Below are 16357 nucleotides of genomic sequence, written 5' to 3' on the forward strand. Positions count from 1 at the left end.
GACGACGGGCCCCCTCTCCCCTAGGGGTTCGGCAAAGGCGGAACCGCCTGTACCCTTTGTCGAACTCTTGACGTACTTGCCGAGTTCATTGCCGACGGGGGTGCCGGAACAGCGTGCCGGCACAGAGGGGAAGCGATCGACATGTCTGATCGGGCGACCGCGTTCGACCGGATGATGAACCCTTGGGCCTACGACGCCGACGGGAACCTGACCGCCCAGGCCCGTGCCCAGGAGACGGCCCGCACCCAGCTCAACTCGGCCGCGGCGGCGGGCGGAGGAGGAGGCGGGGGCGGAGGCTTCAGCGCCGACCCCGACGCGCTCGCCACCGCCGGGAACAACTCCGACCAGATCCACGCCCGCCTCAACACCGACGGCCGGGGCGCCGACGAGGCCACCGCCAAGGTCTCCACCTCACTCGCCAACTGGAGCACCGGACAGGCCGCGGCGGGCGCCGCCGGCACCTGGGACCAGTGCGTCGCCGCGCTCGGCGGCACCATCGGACAGACCACCCAGGCGCTGCGCGCCACCGCCGGCAACTACCGCCAGAACGAGTCGGCCACCCAGGCCGGCTTCACCGGCTGAGAGGAGTACCGCCATGGTCGACTTCCACGAACTCAACACCGCCGACTTCGGCGTGCTGGACTCCGCCGCCTCCGCCTGGACCACCGTGGCCGTGAAGCTCCAGTCACTGGACAGCGACTGGGACAGCACGGTGATAGCCAAGGTCAATTCCGCCTGCTGGAGCGGCCCTTCGGCCGACCAGGCCCGCCCCGGCCTGCAGCGCACCAACGAGCAGCTGACCGCCGCCGTCACCGAGGCGAACGCCTTCGCCTCGATCTTCACGGAGGCGTCGACCGAGTTCAAGGCCGCCAAGGCCAAGCTGGACAAGGCCGTCACGGCCGCCCGGACGGCCGGCCTGACCGTCACCGACAACGGCACCGTGAGCTGGCCCCCGGCCGACAACGCCACCCGCCACGACTACGAGGCCATGCGGGACTACCAGCGGGAATGGGGCGACAAGGCCGAAGCCGCCCGCAAGGAGATCGACGCCGCCGTCGCCGAGGCCACCGCCGCCGACGAGCGGATCGCCTACGCGCTGCGCGCCGACAGCATGACCGACCAGCAGAAGTCCTTCAACGGCAAGGCCATCGGCGGTGGCCCCGAGGCGGACGGCAAGCGCGCCGCCCAGCTCGCTGCCCGGGGCGGGGACATCACCGAGCCCGAACTCACCGAGCTGAACTCGCTGTTGGCCTCGCATGGCAACGACCCGAAGTTCGCCACCAAGTTCTACCAGGACCTCGGCCCGGACGGCCTGATCAAGTCCTGGAACGGCATGGTCGGCGACCCGGCGCACCCCTGGGACGCCAAGGACCCGCGCTGGAAGGCCTACGAGCAGCTCCAGAAGAACCTCGGGCTCAGCCTGGCCACCGCCACCCGCACCACCAACGAGCCGCACCTGTCCGACGAGTGGGCCGCCGCCCTGCGCAAGGCCGGCTCCCAGCCGGTCTGGGACAAGCCGTACCGGGCCTCCGGCCTGGACTACGTGCCGTACGGCTACCAGGTGCTCTCCGGCATCCTGATGAACGGGAACTACGACGCCCACTTCATCAACCCGATCGCCGAGCACGTCACCCAGCTGGACACCCAGGACCGGTACTGGCCGGCCCCGATGCCCGGTTCCAAGATCCACGGCTTCAACCTGACCGGCGGCGACGAGGCCGGCTCCGGCTTCCGCCCCACCACGGCCGTCCTGGAGGCGCTCGCGCACAGCCCGGAGGCGGCCACCAAGTTCTTCACCGAGCAGCCGACCGCGTACAACCAGGACGGCACGGTGAACCAGGGCGGCAAGCCCAAGCCCGCCGACTACTTCACCTACTACTCCCACGACAAGGACTGGATCCCGGACACCACCTCGCGGGACTCCAAGGTGTGGGACGCGAGCAAGCAGGCCGGCCCGGCCGCCTTCGGCCGCGCCCTGGAGGCCGCCACCACCGGCCACCCGTACGACGAGCCGGGCCCGGTCCCGCCGGCCAAGCACACCTCCGAGCAGGCCGACCTGATGAACCGGGTCGTGGACACCTTCGGCCGGCACGGCGGCGACGGCGCGCTGGACGACATCAAGGGCGACGGCAAGCTCGCCGCGATGCGCGGCAGCCTCGGGCACATGACCGCCGAGTACATCGGGGACGTGCAGAACTCGCTCTCCCACGGGCACGACCTGCCGGTCAACGGCTCCCCGGCCACCCTCAACGCCTCGTCCGTGGCCGGCCTGCTCGACGCCCTCGGGCGCGACCCGGACGCCTACGGCGCGGTGGCGAACGCCAACCAGGCGTACACCACCGCGCTCATCCGCGGCCACCTGGACAGCGGGGAGACCGACTTCGCCCGGCTGGAGTCGGACATCAAGCACAACGCGGAGTCCGGCGGCGTCGTCAGCGGCTACCTCAACCAGGCCCGGATCGACGAGGTGCAGAACCAGCACGCCGTCTCCGACAAGGAGTTCAACGACGCGCTGGAGAAGAACGTCGGCTACGGCAAGGACGCCTTCAACGCCGTCATCGGCACCGTGACCGAAAAGATCCCGCTCGGCGGCGAGATCGCCGGCGCACTGGTCGACGAGATCGCCGACAGCGTGATCGAGGCCAACAAGCACGACACCACCGAGGACGGCCGCCAGGAGAGCCGCGACCACACCGCCGACGCCGAGGGCCGGGTGGCCAAGGGGGCCGACCAGGCGGTCCGGGACGCCGGCGACGGCACCGGGATCTCCCGCCAGGACCTCGACCGGCTCGCCAACAGCGCCCGGGACAGCGCGCTCCAGGGCATGGCGCGCGGGACGGCGAACAACAGCAGCACCAACGCGAAGGGCGACGCGTGAGCGGGCTCCCTGGCCGGTGGGCCGGGCGCCTGCACGATCCGCTGCTGCTGCCCGCCGTGCTGGTCGTGGCGGTGGCGGCCGCCGGCTTCGTCGGCTACCGGGACTGGCAGGGCCACCGCCCGGCCGAGTCCGCCGGCCGGTCGGCCCAGCTCTGCCACCTGCCCACCGGCCCCGACACCCCGCTCGGGCGGCTGCTGCCGGACGGCGACCAGGACTCCGAGGAGCGGACGAAGTCCGTCGTCGGCGACGACCCGCGGACCTGCGTCATCCGGATCGACGGGCGCACCCTGCTCACCCTGACGTCGGTCGGCCGCCGGGGCGAGCTCGCCCTGGGCACCGAGGCCGCCAAGCGGCCGGACGCGCGCACCTTCGAGGTCGCCGGCCTCGGCGCCTCGTGGCCGGGCGGCGCCGCCGCGGCCGCGGGCTGCCTGACCGGGAAGCACGACCGGTACGACTACTTCGAGCTGGAGATCGTCGCCGGGGAGGCCGTCCGCAACCCCGGCGGCTCCGCCGACGGCGTCCGGGCCGACCTCGAACAGCTCGCCCGGGCCGCGCTGGTGGAGACGAGGAAGGAACAGTGCTCATGAGGCACCCCCGGGCCCTGACCGCCGGCGGGGCCGCGCTGCTGCTCGGCGGCGGCCTGCTCGGCTGGCACCTGTACCTCGACCACACGTCCTACCGGCCTCCGGCCGTCACCCTGTCGCACGGCGAGTGCCGGGGCCTGCTCGACGACCCGGACGTCGCCAGGGTGCTGGGCGGCGCGCCCCGGGTCTACGTGCGGACGGACTACCGGACGGCGGACGAGACCAACCCGGCCTCCGTACGGTGCTCGGTCAACGGCGAGGACGGACGGCTGCTGACCGCCGAAGCGTCGTTCGGCGTCGTGCTGCCCGGCGGCGACAGCGCCGGGGCGGTCGACTTCGAATGCACGCTGGACGGCAAGCGCACGGGCTACCGGGCCGTCGTCACGCTCACCGGCAAGGACGGCAAGGCCGTCGCGGACGGGCCGGGCCGGGAGCGGATGGGCAGGATCGCCGGTGGCTTCGCCGAGCGCGCCGCCGGGAAGCAGCTCGGCTGCGCGGGTGGCGCCGAGCGGCTCCAGGTGATGTGAGCCACCCGGCAGCGCCCCTGGCGCCGCGTCAGCTGTGGGCGCGCTCCCACAGCTCGTGTCAGCTGTGGGCGCGCTCCCACAGCTCGGTGACCTTGCCGGAGGCGTCGAGCGCCACCTTGTAGTCGCCGACGCCCGAGCAGGGGTAGGAGCCCTTGACGTTGGTCGGATCGGCGAGGCACTCGTTGACGTGCTTCACCAGGTCGGCCACGGCGACGTCCTTCGGCGGGGCCAGCACCGAGCTCAGGTGGCCCTTGGCGGTGGGCGCGATCGGGGCGCTCTTGTCCGCGCCCACCGGCTCGAAGACGACGTCGTTCACGCCGCAGGCGTCCTTGGTCTCCTTGTAGACCAGGGTCGTCGCGTTGGTGCCCTTCACCGGGTACACCCACTTCTGCCCGGCGGGCAGCGGCTCGTGGGTGCAGAAGCCCTCCGGCTCGTCGGAGGGCTTCGCGCCCTGCGCGGGCTTTCCCGTCGGGGCGGGCTTGCCGCTCGCCGCCGGGGCGGAGCCGGCGCCGGTCGGGGCCGTGGTGGCCGGGGCGGTGGTCACCGCGGTCGACCCGCCTGCCGCGCCCTGGTCCGAGTTGTCCGGGCCGCAGGCGGCCAGTCCGAACGCCGCGGCGGCGACCAGGGCGGTGGCGAGCAGTTTCCCGGAGCTGGAAGAAGGCATGACGAAGAACCCCCGTTGTGACGCATGATCAGTTGCACCGTGCGGCGGACAGACTAGCGCCCCGGCCCGACACCGCCCCCGACGGCAGCGCTCAGCCCAGCTGGGCCAGCCCCTCGGTGGCGATCCGCTCGAAGACCGCGAGGTCGTTCTCGAAGATCGAGCCGGGGATCGGCCAGTGGATCACCAGCTCGGTGACGCCCAGCTCCCGGTAGGTGCCCGCCCAGTCGACGAAGGCGTCCACCGACTGCAGCGGCTTCTCCGCCGTCGAGCCCTGGAGCAGCACCTTCTCCCCCTCCGACCTCGCCGAACAGGTCCGACTCGGCGTGCTCGGCCTCGACGCCGCTCACGACACGATGCGTCGGCGCAAGGCCGAGGCCGACGCCATCCAGGCCCAGCACGACCACCTGCTCCGGCACGCCCCCGACCTCGCCGCCCAGGTCACCGAGGGCCGCCTGACCCGCGACGCCGCAAGCGCCGCCCTCGGCAAGCGGCTCGAAGAGCAGCGGCTGCGCGCAAGGGTCGAGGAGATCGACGCGATCCGCCGAGCCGACCGCGACCCGGGACCGGCCCTCGCAGGGCTCGCCGACCACGGCGACCTCGACTGGCACCAGGCCCACCAGCGCGCCGAGGACTATCTCACCCAGCGAAATGCCGCCATCAGCCGCGACCAGCAGTACCTGGCCACCATCGCCGACAACTGGACCTCTCTGCGCAACCTCGCCCGCTGCCCCGACAACGCCTATGCCACCGACGTCCTCGACGGACTCGCCCCTGACGCACGCGCCCTCTCCGGCCACCTCATCGTGCTCGAAGCCCCGCACAAGATGGCACACCAGCACAACTGACCCACCCCGGTCGCCGGGGAGCGCCCCGCGGCCGGCGAAGACTGCGGGTGGATCAGAGTTCGCCGGCGAGGATGCCTGCCCTGGCGGCTTCCCACTCGCGGGCGGTGAAGCACAAAGGCGCGCGGTCGGGGTTCTTGGAGTCGCGGACGGCCCGGCCCCCACCGGGCAGGTCGGTGACCTCAAGGCACTCGCCCTCTCCTCCGCTGGCGGAGGACTTGCGCCAGACGGCGCCGGTGAGGTCGTAGGCGTAGAGATCAGCCTTTGGTGCGTTCACGTGCGGTTCCTTCTTCCATGCGTGCGATCAGTGCCAGCGAGTCATCCGGCGGGAGGGCGGCCGCCAGGATCCGCTCGTAGGCTGCGGCGTGGAGCTTCACGCCGGCGGCGTCCTCAACGTAGGACGAGCCCAGGAGGTTCTCCAACTGCACGACATCGGGCAGCGGACCTGGGAAACTGATCAGGTTGAAGCCGCCGATGGTGCCGGGGTGGAGCGTGGCATTCAACGGCATGATCTGGACCGTCACGTTGGGCAGTTCGGCAGCGTCCAGGAGCCGTCGCAACTGCTCGCGCATGATGGCCGGCCTCACCGCGAACCTCTGGTGGAGAACCGCTTCGGGGATGATCGCCCACAGCTCCAGCGGCGGGCGGCCGGTACGGCTGAGAACCGCCTGACGCGCCTGTCGGACCTCAGCCAGGGCAGTGACTTCGTCAGGGGTGCGGGTCATCGCGTTCACCGCGATCGTTTCGCGCGCGTAGGCCGCGGTCTGCAGAAGCCCGGGGACCAGGCCGGGCGAGTAGATCCGGATGCTCTCCGCGTCCGACTCCAGCGAGATGTAGTCCGCGTATGCGGGTGACAGCACTCCGCTGTACGTCTGCCACCAGCCGCGCTTGCCGGCGTCCTTGGCCAAGCTCTCCAGCGCGGTGAACACCTCGGGGTCGCTCACGCCGTAGACCGTCAGCAGGGCGGACAGCTCCGCGGGACGGATCGACTGGGTGGCGTTCTCGATCTTCGACAGCTTCGGGCCCTTCCACCCCATGGCCTCGGCCGCGCCGTCGAGCGTGAGGCCGGCCGTGTTGCGCAGACGCCGCAGGGCTTTGCCCAGCTGGCGGCGTCGGACGGTGGGAACCAGCGGCGAGTTCGGCATAGCCAGAGTGTCGCACTACCCGCGCGCGCAAGACGACCCCTCGCGCCCCCGCGCGACACCAACTTGGGTAGAAATCTTGCGCCCAATCACGGAAAGGTCCATCCTCTTGAGGGCAGGCGCTAACTGGCTGTCAAGTGATGCCAGCTCAGCGTTACTTGTTCCGATGCTGCGCGGACGCAAGCCCGCAGATAGGAGGAGCCATGCTCTCGGCAGCCGACGAGCTGATGCATAGCGAGCACGGGTTCTACGTCCAGAGCCGTGAGTCTGGTGTCACGGTCCACCTGGTCGCCGGCCAGGCGAGCCTGGCGCGGATACGGCGTCTGACGGTCACGGAACTGGTGGCCGCCGGGGTCGCCCTCGGCTTGGCCGAAGACGCGGAACTGCTGGTCAGCGAACTGACCGGGAACGCGGTGCGGTTGTACGGGGACGGGGTTCCACTGGTTGTCGAGGTCGACGCGGGCGCCGATGGGGTGCGGCTCCGGGTTCACGACCCGGAGCCGGGCGAACTGCCCGGCCGCCCCGCTGGCGGCCTCGTCGACGTGATGGCCGAGAGTGGACGCGGACTCTTCCTCGTCTCCGCGCTCGCCCCGGGCTGGGACGCCATCCTGACACCGGTCGGCAAGCAAATCCGGTGCCTGCTGCCCTACCCGCCGGACGAGCACACTCGCCAGAGCGCCGTGCGCGCGATCTCCACCGCCGCCTGACGCGCGATCCCCCGGACCAGCTCCCGGAACCGGCCACCGACCGCGCGCTACCACCCTGCCCAACGGCATCCCGAAAACTACGACGAGCAGCCCTGACTAGCGTCCCGGGCGGGCGCCGAGTCGGCGCCGCACGCACCCCTTCCGACAGAAACAGGTAATCGGATGACTTCCATTGACGACTCGCCGGTCCGCGACCCCGACGTGCTGCGAGCGGACATGGTCCGCGCGCTGCGCGACCAGGACGGCATCAGGAGCGAGCCGGTCGCCGCCGCCTTCGCCGCGGTGCCCCGTCACCTGTTCGCGCCGGACGCGCCGGTGGAGATCGCCTACGACCTGCACCGCACCGTACCGGTCAAGAAGGATGAGAACGGCCTGGAGCTCAGCGTCATGTCTGCAGCCCACCTGCAGGCTGTGATGTTGGAGCAGGCCGGCGTCGAGCCTGGCATGAAGGCGCTGGAAGTCGGCTCCGGCGGCGTCAACGCCGCCTACCTGCAGGAACTCGTCGGCAAGCAGGGCGAGGTCACCACCGTCGACATCGACCGCGACGTGATCGACCAGGCCCGGCGGTGCCTGGACGACGCCGGATACCCGCAGGTGCGTACGGTCCTCGCGGACGGCGAGGGCGGAGTCCCCGAGGGCGCCCCCTACGACGTGATCATCGTGACCGCGGCAGCCTGGGACATCCCCCCGTCGTGGATCGACGGCCTGACGCCGGCCGGGCGCCTCGTCGTCCCGCTGACGGTCTGCGGCACGACCCGCTCGATCGCCTTCGACCGCGACGGCACCGGCCTGGTCAGCCGCTCCTACAGCCTGGCCCGGTTCGTGCCCATGCAGGGCGAAGGGGTCGCCGAGGAACGCAAGGTGATGCTGCGCGAGGGCGTCGCCGTGCAGAGCGACGACGCGCGGGTACCGCTCGACGCCCAGGCGCTGAACCGCGCGCTGGACACGCCCCGCCTGGAGCGCTGGTCCGGGGAGGCGTACGACCTGCCCGACGAGCTGGAGCTCTACCTCACCATCAACCTGTCGAGCCCGGCCCGCCTGCACGCCGCCAACGACGTGGTGGAGCGCGGCCTGGTGGAGGCGTCCGCGCTGTTCGGGGTGCCCGCCCTGGTGAGCGAGGACAGCTTCGCCTACCGCACCCGCCGCGAGAACGCGGACACCGGCGGCTTCGAGAGCGGAGTGGTCGCCCACGGGCCCGGCGCCGAAGCGCTCGCCGACGAGTACGTCACGCTGCTTCGCCGCTGGGCTCGTGACCACCGCCGCCGGGGGGCTGCGACGTTCCGCTACCTGCCCGGCCCCGCGCCCGCCCCCCTGCCCGGCAACGCCGTCCTGCGACGCCACGGTGTCGTCACGGCGACCTGGCACTGAGACTCCCGGGCCCCGACCCGGGGCCCGGGTGCGCCATCAACCGATCTGCCAAGGAGGCATGCATGACCGTGCAGTTGGAGGGCCCCATCGCGCCCTCGCAGGCGGCCGACGAGCAGCACGACCTGAGCGGCTTCGACCTCGACATCACCATCGTCGAGGGCGGCCCCGCCGCGGACCAGCTCATCCGCCTGACGAACGACGGCTGCAACTCGACGTGCGCGACCGCGTGCGTCAGCTGCCCGTAATCGGGCAGTCCATCGAGGTGCCCGGCCGCGCCCCGAGCGCGGCCGGGCACCGCACGGCGACAGGAGGGGGCTCATGTACCGCCACATCGATGCGGCACTGGTCAGGGCGGCCGCCTGGCACCTCGATCACCAGATGCCCTGGCCGGACCTCGTCAGCGAGCGAGCGGACACGGCATCGTGGCGGGCGTGGCTGCAACAGGTGTGGAAGATCCCGAACTTCGCGGTCGCCGTCACGGCTGCCAGCGCGGACCTCGCGCGCCGGGTGGAGCAGATCTGCACCGATCGACCGGTCCCGACCGCCGACGTTCGGCGGACGGTGCTCGCGATTCTGCGCTACCTGCTGCGCGCCCGCACCCGCGCCACCCCGTTCGGCTTGTTCGCCGGCATCGCCCCCGCGCGCATCGACACCACGACCACACTGCGCGTGGGCACCGAGCACCACGCCACCGCCAGAGCCGATTCGGCGTGCAGCACGGCCCTGATCGACCGGTTCGAACAGCATCCGATGCTGAGGGCCCACCTGATGCTGACCATCTCCACCCTCGCCGTGGAGCGCGACGGTCACGTGGTGATCGAGCACCGCCCGAGCGGAACCGCCGAGGTGGGACCACAGCACGTGCGCGTGCGCCTGACCGCGCCGGTCCGCGAAGCACTCAAGAGCGCACGAACGCCGATCCGGCAGAGCGACCTCGCCACGAAACTGGCCGCCGCCTTCCCGAACGCGCCGTCCGCCGCGATTGACAAGCTCATCTCGGGCCTGGTCGAGCAGCGGATCCTGGTAACCAGCCTGCGCCCCGCGATGACGGTCGCCGACCCCCTCGCTGCCCTCTACAGCCACCTGCCGCACCTCGCTCCCGGCGAGGCGGACGAGATACGTCAGACGCCCAGGCGCGTGGTCGACCTGCGGGTGGACTGGGAGTTGACCATCCCCGAGGTGGTGGCCGCCGAGGCGGCTGCGGCGGCGCGGGCGCTTACCCGCCTCGCTCCCCGAGCGGCCCTGACCGGCTGGGCCGAATGGCACGGCCGCTTCCTGGAGCGGTACGGGCCGCAGGCGACCGTCCCCGTTCTGGACGCCATCGACGCACTCGGGTACCCGCCCGGCTTCCTCGGCGCCACCACCGCGCCGACGCCCTCCCCGCTGCCCGAGCGCGACGGCCGACTCATCAAACTCGCCCACGCCGCAGGCATGCAGCGCCGCCTGGAGGTCGAGCTCGACGACGCCGCGCTGGAGGAGCTCGCCACCGCACACCCCGACCACCCGGTGCAGCCGAGCACCGAACTGACGGTGCGCATCCACGCAACCAGCCTTCCTGCCGTCCAGGGCGGCGAGTTCACTCTGCACGTCGTCGGGGTGGCGCGCTCGGCCGGCGCCACTGCCGGCCGCTTCCTGGGCCTGCTGGACGACGCCGACCGCGACCGCATGACCAAGGCATACGCAGATCTGCCCGCAGTACACCAGGGCGCGCTCCTCGCACAGATCAGCTCCCCGCCGCTGTCCGCCCGCGCCGAGAACGTCGCCCGCGCCCCGCAGGCAGCCGATCTGGTCATCTCGCTTGGCGACTACCACCGCCCGGGGGCCAATCTGGTTCCCGTGACGGACCTTGCGGTCACCGCCGATGCCGAACAACTGCACCTGGTCTCGCTCTCCCGCAACCGGCCGGTGCACACTTTGCTCCTCAACGCCGTGGACCTGGTCCACCACTCCCATCCACTGGCCCGTTTCCTGGCGGAGGCGCCCGTCGCGCTGGCCGTCCCCTGTACCGGGTTCCTGTGGGGCACCGCCGCCTCCCATCTGCCGTTCCTGCCGGCCCTCCGCTACCGGCGCACGATCCTGTCCCCGGCCCGCTGGCTCCTCACCCGCGACAACTTCCTTGCCACGCAGGCATCGTGGCCGCAGTGGGACGAGGCTCTGACCCGGTGGCGCCGTGACGTACACCTGCCTGAGCGGGTGTACCTGAGCGAAGCCGACCAGCGCATCGCCCTGGACCTCGCCGAGTCCTCGCACCGGGCCGTGCTGCGCGCGCACCTGGAGCGCAACGGCACGGTAGTGCTACACCCCGCTCCCGAACCCGAAGACCTGGGCTGGACCGGCGGGCGGGCGCACGAAGTGGTCATCCCCCTGGCTGTCGACCAGAACAAAGCCCCGGTCCGAACGCGAGGCCACGTCGTGAGCCGGGAGCACGGCCACCTGCCCGGGTGCGACAACCGCATCCAGCTTCATTTGCACGGGCACCGCGAGCGTCAGGATCCGATCCTGACGCGGCACCTGCCAGCCCTGCTGGACGAACTGGGCTCCCCCCGTTGGTGGTTCGTCCGCTACCACGACTCCGACGACCACCTCCGCCTCCGCCTGGTCTGTGAGCCCGGGGCGCTCGGCATCGTCTTCGAGTCCCTCGGCGAGTGGGCCCGGCACCTGCGCCGCCTGAGCCTGATCACCCATGCCAGCGTGGAGACCTACCTCCCGGAGACCGCGCGGTTCGGCGGCCCCGCCGCGATCGAGGCAGCTGAGCGGTTCTTCGCCGCCGACTCCGTCGCCGTTGTCGCCCAACTCGCCGCCGTAGGCACGGTCGACGCGGGTGCGGTGACCGCCGCGAGCATGGTCGACATCGCCACGGGCCTGCTCGGTGACAGCGCCGCAGCGATGCACTGGCTCATCGAGTACACCCGCACCAGCCCCATCGCCCCGGACCGCGCCGTCTACCGCCAAGCCGTCGACCTGGTGAACAGCCGGCAGACGGCCCTGGGTGAACAGGTCGCCACGGCCTGGTCCGCGCGACGCGAAGCAGTGACCGCCTACCGGCGCGCGCTCCTGGCTGGGGACACGCGCCCCGAGGACCTGCTGCCTGACCTGCTTCACCTCCACCAGACCCGGATGCGCGGGCCGGACCTGGCCGAGGAACGAAGGCACTTGCACCTGGCCAGGGCTGCCGCCCTGAGCTGGACGGCACAACCACGGAGGACACCGTGACCACGACAGCTTCGGTCGCTTCCACCGCGCTGGCGGCAGCCGACCGGCTCGCCCGGTCGCTGGCCGACCCGAGCACCGTGTGGCCGCTCGGCCGGCCAGACGGCGGCCGGTCCTGGCCGCAATCGCTGGCCGGAGGGGCCGCGGGCATCGCCCTGCTGCACATCGAGCGCGCCCGCACCGGCCACGGAGACTGGGACACTGCGCACACCTGGATCCTCGCCGCCCTTGACGGCGACATCAGCGCGGCGGCCAACGCCAGCCTGTACTTCGGCGCGCCGGCACTTGCCTTCATCACGTCCCTCGCGGCAAGCGCATCGAGCCGGTACCAGCGTGTCCTGGAACGCCTGGACGCAGCGACTGTGGCGGTCACCCGCAATCGCCTGGCCGCAGCCCACCATCGAATCGACCACGCCCAGCGGCCCCCCATGGAAGAGTTCGACCTGATCCAGGGCCTCTCCGGGCTGGGCGCCTACCACCTCAGCCGACACCCCGACCACGAGATCACCCGAGACGTGCTCGCCTACCTCGTCCGCCTGACCCGGCCGATGCCCGACCCGAGCGGGCTGCCACCTTGGTGGATGGACGTAGCCCCGACCGGCATACCCCACTCCGACTACCCCGGCGGCCACGGCAACTTCGGCACCGCCCACGGCATCAGCTCCACCCTGGCCGTGCTGTCCAAGGCACTGCTCCACGGCCTGACCGTGCCCGGCACGGCCGACGCGGTCGAGCGGATCTGCTCCTGGACCGACCACTGGCGCCAAGGCGGCGAGACGGGCCCCTGGTGGCCGGGCCAGCTCGCCATCGAGCAGACAGTGGACAACCATCTTGACCTGGCGCTTCGCCCCCGGCCGTCCTGGTGCTACGGCGTCAGCGGAACCGCCCGCGCACAACAGCTGGCCGGGCTCGCACTCGGCGACCCGAAGCGCGTGAGCGACGCCGAGAACGCGGTCCTCGCGGCTTTGCGTGACCCACTGCAGCTGGCCAAGCTCCCCGAGATCGGCTTGTGCCACGGCACGGCCGGCCTGCTGCACTCCTCCTGGCGGATGGCCACCACCACCGGGAACCGGGCCATCGCCGCGGAACTGCCGCACCTGGCCGACCGCCTGGTCACCGCGCTCCACCGGAACTGCCACGATCCGGAACTCCTCGACGGAGCCGCCGGGGTGGTGCTCGCCCTGCACACCCTCGGCATGGGCAGTACGCCCGCACCCCACTGGGACACCTTCCTCGCCCTCGCATGAACCCCGGAGGCACACGCATGGATCAACTCCCTTGGCGCCAGGCCAACGTCACCTTCCGCGACTGGGAATCCGCCGAAACCACCGCCCTGGACCACCTTGCCCCGCTCCTTCGCATCGCCGAGAACGAAGGTGCCATCACCGCGTGGTTCGTCATCCGCAAGAGGCCCTGCTGGCGCGTGCGCTACCGGCCTGGCGCAGACGGGCGCGACCACGTCGCACACGGGCTCGACCAGATGACGGCCGCCAGGCACATCACGGGCTGGACGCAGAGTGTCTACGAGCCCGAGGTCCACGCCTTCGGCGGCACCGAAGCCATGGACATCGCACACCGGCTCTTCCACCGCGACAGCTGCGGCCTCACCGACTTTCTGGCGAGCCGGGCCGCCACCCACCGCCGCGAGACCTCCCTCCTCCTCTGCAACCTCATGCTGCGCTCCGCCGGGCTGGACTGGTACGAGCAGGGCGACGTGTGGGCCCGAGTCGCCGCCCACCGTGCCCAGCCCGCCGGCACCGCAGCGGGCGGCCACGACCAGCTGCAGACCGCTGTTCACCGCCTGCTCTCGGTGGACCCGCACTACGCTCTGCGACCAAATGGGCCGCTCGCCGGCGCCGCCGGGTGGGCGCGCGCCTACATCGACGCCGGGGAGGAGGTGGCCGAGCTCCAAGCCACCGGGCAGCTCCACCGCGGTCTGCGCGACGTCCTGGCCCACCACGTGATCTTCGCCTGGAACCGGATCGGCCTGCCCTACGCGGCCCAGGCCGCGCTCACCGCCGCAGCCAAGACCGTCATCTTCGGCCCGGACCCCACCACCGAGCCCGAGAGGAGCGCCGCAGACCGTGTGGAGACTCCCTGACACCATCGCCCAGCGCTTTCCCCTCGTCGCCCGTCCGCGACCGGCCTGCCTCCCCCTGCTCCAACGTGTCCAGGCCCTGACCCAACTCGCAAACGCCGCAGCCGAGCAGGGCGATCCGAGCACCGCCTCGACCGTCTTCAATCGAGCTGCCTTGGTCGCCTCCGACATCGGTGACGCCGCTACTGCCCGCGCGATGTGCCGCCGACACGCCGCTGCCTACCTGCATGCCGCCCCGCTGCCCGCCAGCGCTGCGATCCGAGCCCTCGAACCCCTCGTCAACCTCGCGCGCCTCCAACTCCGCGCCGGCCAAGCCGATCAAGGCCGCCAGCACCTCCTGGCGCTGTTCGACGCCGTCTCCAGCGCCGCCCCCACCGAGGTCGAGGGAATCGCCGTCCCCGCAGACCTCGTCGCAGACGCGGCCGACCGCCACACCGTCCGCGCGTGGTTGTGGACCGTCGTACTCGCGGACGGCACCCGCGCCCTGACCGCAGTCGGCCGCTGGGCGGAAGCACTCACCCACGTCCAGACGCACCACGGCATCGGACAACGCATGCTCGACGGCCGACAGGTCGCCGTCCTCGCGGCCCTCACCAGCGGAAACAGCCTCCACGCCAGCACGCTCCTGGCCGAGGCTACCCCCGAAGAGCCATGGGAGGAAGCCGTCGCAGAGTGCCTGGTCCTACTGTGTCGCCGCGTGTCGGGCCAGCCCTGGCGCCGCGCCCTGCAGGGCCTGGCGACCACCTACCTCGAACGCCCCGACGAAGACGGAATGGCCCTTTTCGACACGAGGCTGGGGCTCGTCCTCCTGGACGTGGCCGCTTCGGACAACGACCCGATCGCACGCCAGGTTGTCACGGAGCTGCACCGCCGGACGATGAAGGCCACCGACGGCTATGCGGCTCGGGAAGCCCTTGCCCACCCGCTGTTCACCGCCTTGACCACCGACCGGCAGACGCAGGACTGCCGGGCTCTCCTCCGCGCCTGCTCCCTCGGAGCCGGGACGCTCCCCACCGACCTGGGCTACCACCTCACGGCCGCGCTCCACACCAGTGATCGCGTCATCCGCCGCAGCGTCGGCCGGCAGGTTTCTACCGGCCAGTGCGCCCCGGGGCCCGGAGGTATCCACGCTCAGCGACCATGAGAGTGGCCAGAGCGGCTCGGCCACCCGACATCCACGCGCAACCCACGACGGCCACCGAGCACGGCTCCATCGAAAAACGACAGACCATGAATGTGATCAAGGCCGCTGGCGTCAACACGGCTTGTGTACCTGGTCGTTGTGGTACGTTCCGTGGTCCAACAGAAAATAGGCGACCCCGGCGATGCGGCAAACATCCCGGGGTCCGGCACCAGGAGAAGCAACTCCCGATGCGCGTCCATCGTACCGAACACGTACGTAACTTCACCGTGCTGCCCAACTGCATGCTGCAGTACCGGCAGCTGTCCTACACGGCCCGCGGCCTGCTCGCGGACCTCCTCTCCCGCCCCGACGGCTGGCGCGAGGACGGTCGGCACATGGCCGACACCAGCCCGCAGGGCCGCAGCGCGATCCGCAAGGCCCTGAAGGAGCTGACCGTCGCCGGGTACTACCGGGTCGAGAAGATCCGCATGCCGGACGGCACGATCATCACCGAGACCCACGTCTACGACACCCCGCAGCTGGCGCTGCCGGGTGTCACCCGTCCGGTCTCCGGTGAAGCGACCACCGGCGGTGCTGACGCCCTTATAAAGGACCGGCACAAAGGAACCTCCCTCCCCGCCGAGCAGGCCGAAGAGCCGGTCGATGCTGCCGAGCCGCAGGCGAGGGTGGAAGGGCGGGAGGAGTACCCCAACAAGGACGTCGATCGGGAGCCCCCGGCGGTCCCGGACGAGCAGGTCAGCGAGGCGGTCGCCACGCTCTTCCGGGTGATCCGCCCCGAGCCGCGCCTGCGGGTCGGCCAAGCCGAAGCCGAGGAACTCGCACCCCTCGTCGCCCAGTGGCTGGAGCGCGGCGCGACCCAAGCCGACCTCGCCCAGGCCCTGCTGCCCGGGTTGCCCGTCCCGATGCACTCGGCGGTCGCGGTGCTCCGCTACCGCCTGGAGCACAAGATGCCACCCGTCCAGCCCGCCGTACGGCCCGCAGCGGCCCGGTACGCCGAATGCGCCAAGTGCCACGACCCGATACCCCAGACCGGCATCTGCCGCCCCTGTGCGGGCCTCACAGCCCGAACCATCACGGTCGGCGGGGGAGCGGACGTAGCGACCGCAGGTGCCGCACGTGTCCGAGCTGCCCTGCGCTCCGCGATGACCGGACGGGGGCGTGCACACGTCGCTACCTGACGCACACGTGCCCGG

General features: G+C 71.6%; 16 protein-coding genes and 1 pseudogene. 13 read left to right on the forward strand and 4 right to left on the reverse strand.

Annotated elements, in window-relative coordinates; genetic code table 11:
- Nucleotides 1–141 precede the first annotated feature (141 nt).
- The 4 genes from ACWDBE_RS12445 to ACWDBE_RS12460 are packed head-to-tail and all read left to right on the forward strand — an operon-like array spanning nt 142 to nt 3989.
- Nucleotides 142–582: a hypothetical protein gene (locus tag ACWDBE_RS12445; protein ID WP_449807920.1), complete on the forward strand. Its 441-nt coding sequence runs from the start codon at nt 142–144 to the stop codon at nt 580–582.
- 13 nt (nt 583–595) lie between these two features.
- Nucleotides 596–2878 carry a hypothetical protein gene (locus ACWDBE_RS12450; RefSeq protein WP_449787991.1) on the forward strand — a complete coding sequence of 761 codons (2283 nt, stop codon included), beginning with the start codon at nt 596–598 and terminating at the stop codon, nt 2876–2878.
- The gene (locus ACWDBE_RS12455) at nt 2875–3465 is read left to right on the forward strand and encodes a hypothetical protein (RefSeq protein ID WP_449807921.1); all 591 of its coding nucleotides are present in this window, start codon (nt 2875–2877) and stop codon (nt 3463–3465) included. The genes ACWDBE_RS12450 and ACWDBE_RS12455 overlap by 4 nt, the downstream gene beginning before the upstream one ends.
- On the forward strand, nt 3462–3989 hold the full coding sequence (locus tag ACWDBE_RS12460; protein WP_449787989.1) for a hypothetical protein: 528 nt from the start codon (nt 3462–3464) through the stop codon (nt 3987–3989). The genes ACWDBE_RS12455 and ACWDBE_RS12460 overlap by 4 nt, the downstream gene beginning before the upstream one ends.
- Nucleotides 3990–4047: 58 nt before the next feature.
- Here the strand turns inward: ACWDBE_RS12460 and ACWDBE_RS12465 are convergent, their stop codons facing one another.
- Together ACWDBE_RS12465 and ACWDBE_RS12470 are read right to left on the reverse strand one after the other, a co-directional pair.
- Complete coding sequence (locus ACWDBE_RS12465; protein WP_449787988.1) at nt 4048–4653, reverse strand: hypothetical protein; 606 nt, start codon at nt 4651–4653, stop codon at nt 4048–4050.
- Nucleotides 4654–4744: 91 nt separating this feature from the next.
- Nucleotides 4745–4948 (reverse strand): annotated as a pseudogene (locus ACWDBE_RS12470) (LLM class flavin-dependent oxidoreductase); the annotation flags it as partial.
- Nucleotides 4949–4976: 28 nt separating this feature from the next.
- Here ACWDBE_RS12470 and ACWDBE_RS12475 point away from each other — a divergent pair.
- Nucleotides 4977–5498 carry a hypothetical protein gene (locus ACWDBE_RS12475; protein WP_449787987.1) on the forward strand — a complete coding sequence of 174 codons (522 nt, stop codon included), beginning with the start codon at nt 4977–4979 and terminating at the stop codon, nt 5496–5498.
- 52 nt (nt 5499–5550) lie between these two features.
- Here the strand turns inward: ACWDBE_RS12475 and ACWDBE_RS12480 are convergent, their stop codons facing one another.
- Together ACWDBE_RS12480 and ACWDBE_RS12485 are read right to left on the reverse strand one after the other, a co-directional pair.
- On the reverse strand, nt 5551–5772 hold the full coding sequence (locus tag ACWDBE_RS12480; protein WP_402414264.1) for a DUF397 domain-containing protein: 222 nt from the start codon (nt 5770–5772) through the stop codon (nt 5551–5553).
- Nucleotides 5753–6640 carry a helix-turn-helix domain-containing protein gene (locus ACWDBE_RS12485; protein ID WP_402414266.1) on the reverse strand — a complete coding sequence of 296 codons (888 nt, stop codon included), beginning with the start codon at nt 6638–6640 and terminating at the stop codon, nt 5753–5755. The genes ACWDBE_RS12480 and ACWDBE_RS12485 overlap by 20 nt, the downstream gene beginning before the upstream one ends.
- 200 nt (nt 6641–6840) lie before the next feature.
- Here ACWDBE_RS12485 and ACWDBE_RS12490 point away from each other — a divergent pair, with 200 nt between their 5' ends.
- The 8 genes from ACWDBE_RS12490 (at nt 6841) to ACWDBE_RS12525 (ending at nt 16342) form a co-directional block, all read left to right on the forward strand.
- Nucleotides 6841–7344: an ATP-binding protein gene (locus ACWDBE_RS12490; protein WP_449807922.1), complete on the forward strand. Its 504-nt coding sequence runs from the start codon at nt 6841–6843 to the stop codon at nt 7342–7344.
- Between the two features lie 162 nt (nt 7345–7506).
- The gene (gene fxlM / locus ACWDBE_RS12495) at nt 7507–8712 is read left to right on the forward strand and encodes a methyltransferase, FxLD system (protein ID WP_449807923.1); all 1206 of its coding nucleotides are present in this window, start codon (nt 7507–7509) and stop codon (nt 8710–8712) included.
- Between the two features lie 62 nt (nt 8713–8774).
- On the forward strand, nt 8775–8957 hold the full coding sequence (locus ACWDBE_RS12500) for an FxLD family lanthipeptide (protein ID WP_402414273.1): 183 nt from the start codon (nt 8775–8777) through the stop codon (nt 8955–8957).
- Between the two features lie 73 nt (nt 8958–9030).
- On the forward strand, nt 9031–11925 hold the full coding sequence (locus tag ACWDBE_RS12505) for a lantibiotic dehydratase (protein ID WP_449807924.1): 2895 nt from the start codon (nt 9031–9033) through the stop codon (nt 11923–11925).
- On the forward strand, nt 11922–13169 hold the full coding sequence (locus ACWDBE_RS12510) for a lanthionine synthetase C family protein (RefSeq protein ID WP_449787984.1): 1248 nt from the start codon (nt 11922–11924) through the stop codon (nt 13167–13169). The genes ACWDBE_RS12505 and ACWDBE_RS12510 overlap by 4 nt, the downstream gene beginning before the upstream one ends.
- 17 nt (nt 13170–13186) lie before the next feature.
- Nucleotides 13187–14023, forward strand: a complete 837-nt coding sequence (locus ACWDBE_RS12515) for a thiopeptide-type bacteriocin biosynthesis protein (RefSeq protein ID WP_449807925.1) — start codon at nt 13187–13189, stop codon at nt 14021–14023.
- On the forward strand, nt 14007–15164 hold the full coding sequence (locus ACWDBE_RS12520; RefSeq protein ID WP_449807926.1) for a hypothetical protein: 1158 nt from the start codon (nt 14007–14009) through the stop codon (nt 15162–15164). Before ACWDBE_RS12515 ends, ACWDBE_RS12520 begins: the two co-directional genes overlap by 17 nt.
- A gap of 227 nt (nt 15165–15391) precedes the next feature.
- The gene (locus ACWDBE_RS12525) at nt 15392–16342 is read left to right on the forward strand and encodes a hypothetical protein (protein ID WP_449787981.1); all 951 of its coding nucleotides are present in this window, start codon (nt 15392–15394) and stop codon (nt 16340–16342) included.
- The last annotated feature ends 15 nt before the right edge of the window (nt 16343–16357 follow it).

It is taken from the genome of Kitasatospora sp. NPDC001132 (assembly GCF_053598415.1).